This window comes from Microbacterium sp. Bi128, assembly GCF_918698205.1.
Genome location: NZ_CAKKMM010000881.1, coordinates 1 through 2134, shown reverse-complemented (window position 1 = coordinate 2134; position 2134 = coordinate 1). Strand labels below are relative to the sequence as shown.

Genomic DNA, 2134 nt, shown 5'->3' with positions numbered 1-2134 from the left:
GACCTCCGGGTCGCTGCCGTGCACGCTGAACTCGCCGGGGCAGTACTCCCCCGGGATCTCACCGACGCCGGCATCCACCCCGGCGTCGCGCAGTGCCCCGGCGAGCAGTTCGCCGAAACGCGAAAACCTCCCCTTGGCCCCGGCAATCGCGTCCGCATCGGGTTCCAGGTGGTCGATGACGAGGGTTCGCTCGTGGTACGCCGCCGCGCGGCCTCCGGCCTTGCGGACCAGCGGCTCGAAGCCCAGCTGCCGGCAGGCGTTGGCGGCGGCCTCGAAGCCTGGCAGGTGCGTGTCGCGCTGGCCGAAGGCGACCGTGGGAACCGGCCGGTACAGCCGCAAGGTGGGACCCAGCGAGCCGGTTTTGACCTTCTGGAGGAGCCCGAGCGCGAAGTCGAGGTCGGCCGCGGCGCCAAGTGATTCCTGCTGCCGCACCACCGTCAGTGTCCGGGACCCGGCTCGCGCCTGCGGCATGTTGTTATGCTCCCTTATGGTCATTCTGCAATTCCTCGTCGTAGCCGCCGCATTCGCCATCATCGACGCCATCTGGCTCAAGACGATGAACCCGTTCTACCGCCGCCAGATCGGTGACCTGATGGCCGACAAGCCCAATCTAGGTTACGCGGTGGTGTTCTACGTGATCTACATCGCCGGGATCGTGTTCTTTGCCCTGACGCCAGCGCTCGACGGCGGCAGCTGGCTCAGCGCTGTGGGCTACGGTGCCGCGCTGGGCGTGTTTGGCTACGCCACCTACGATCTGACAAATGCCGCAACGCTCAAGACGTGGCCGTGGCAGCTGATCGTCGTGGACATCCTTTGGGGTGCCGTGTTGACGGCGCTGGCCACGTTGGCCGGCTGGCTCGTCTTCCACTAGAACTAGGACCTGCGCAGCGTCAGGATCTGTTCCGCGCGTCCGAATGGGCCTGTGAGGTCATGCAGCACCGTGGAGGTGAGCCCGATCCCGTCCGTACCGAACGTGACTTCGTTGTCCAGCCCCAGCCACTCCCCCTCCGGCTGCCGGTACATGTGGATCTGCAGGTCCAGGTTGGGGAAGGCGTAGCTGCCCTTGCCCGGCGGGACCCGGGCGGCAATGCCGTTCGCCGTGTCCACGAGGCCGACCAGCCGGGCGAGGTCGCCGCTGTCCGCCCGGTCTGTCAGCGGGTAGTCGGTGCGGAGCCAGACGGTTCCCGAGCCCGCCCGGTGGCCCTCGGCGATCCGCATGTGCAGTGAGGCGATGTAGCCGCCGGGCCAGACGGCCGCGGCGTCGTACGGCTCGCAGTCCTCCGGCGCCGGAATCCTGGGATCCTCGAAGGCCGCGATGGCGGACGTGTCAGAGGTGATCATCCGCCAGGCCGTGGCGCGAATGGCCGTGCGCCCGCCGGAAACGAGCTCGGCCTGCACCAGTTCGATGGTCCGTCCCGGGCGCAGGGTGGAGGTCACGATCTCGAACTCACCGCCGGGGATCAGCCCGAGGATTTCGTAGCTGAGCCGCGCCATGCGCATGTCTTCGCGGGGCTCATGCCGGGCCAGGCGGTCGGCCATGATGCCGGACGCGGGGGCCATGTGCTGCTCGTGTTCGTTCCAGGCGCCTTGGGCGTGGATGGTGGAGCGGAACCGCCCGTCCCCCAGGACCTCGTAGTAGAAATCGCCCTCGGCAAGTTCCGGTAGTGCAGCAGTCAACGTCCGCCCTTTCGCATGGCTGGTGATTCCAGAACACACTATCCTGCTGCGCTTTCAGTGTTCCCGGCCGCTGTGTTTCCGGCTCCGATCCGGCGCGGACCCCGGACGCGCGTTGCGCTTGTTCCCAACCGATCCGCTCGGACTGGGTAGACTCGGGTGAGGTTTTAACGACTATTCACCGAAGAGGTGCTCCCCCTGCTTAGAGTCATCAGCTACAACCTCCGCAAGCACGCGGCCAGCGGCGAGCTGGTCGATCTGGCACGTGATTTCGAGATTGATGCTTTGTGCCTCCAGGAGTGCGATACGGACGATCTGCCGGAGACCATCGGGGATCTGCACTTGGCCGATTCCACCAAGGGCAACCGGCTGGGCCTGGCGATCTATTACCGCATGAGCCGTTTCACGGCCTACGAGACCAAGACCTTCGCCCTTAAGAAGTCCATGCACGACCGTGTCC

Annotated in this window: 2 protein-coding genes and 2 pseudogenes; 2 read left to right on the top strand and 2 right to left on the bottom strand. The window is 66.3% G+C overall.

Annotation, left to right across the window (positions count from 1 at the left end):
* Nucleotides 1–471: pseudogene (locus LQV45_RS27580) on the bottom strand (lipoate--protein ligase family protein); the annotation flags it as partial.
* A 16-nt stretch (nucleotides 472–487) separates the two neighbouring features.
* On the opposite strand from LQV45_RS27580, the gene LQV45_RS27575 reads away from it, so the two are divergent.
* Complete coding sequence (locus LQV45_RS27575) at nucleotides 488–871, top strand: DUF2177 family protein (protein WP_230010036.1); 384 nt, start codon at nucleotides 488–490, stop codon at nucleotides 869–871.
* Between the two features lie 2 nt (nucleotides 872–873).
* Here LQV45_RS27575 and LQV45_RS27570 read toward each other — a convergent pair whose 3' ends face one another.
* Nucleotides 874–1677 (bottom strand): thioesterase family protein, encoded by an 804-nt coding sequence (locus LQV45_RS27570; RefSeq protein WP_230010034.1) that lies wholly within the window; start codon nucleotides 1675–1677, stop codon nucleotides 874–876.
* Nucleotides 1678–1872: 195 nt separating this feature from the next.
* Between LQV45_RS27570 and LQV45_RS27565 the strand changes: the two are divergent.
* Nucleotides 1873–2134 (top strand): annotated as a pseudogene (locus LQV45_RS27565) (endonuclease/exonuclease/phosphatase family protein); the annotation flags it as partial.

Excerpts from the sequence above, each read along its gene's own strand:
- LQV45_RS27575 (WP_230010036.1), top strand. The coding sequence starts at position 488 with ATGGTCATTCTGCAATTCCTCGTCGTAGCCGCCGCATTCGCCATCATC.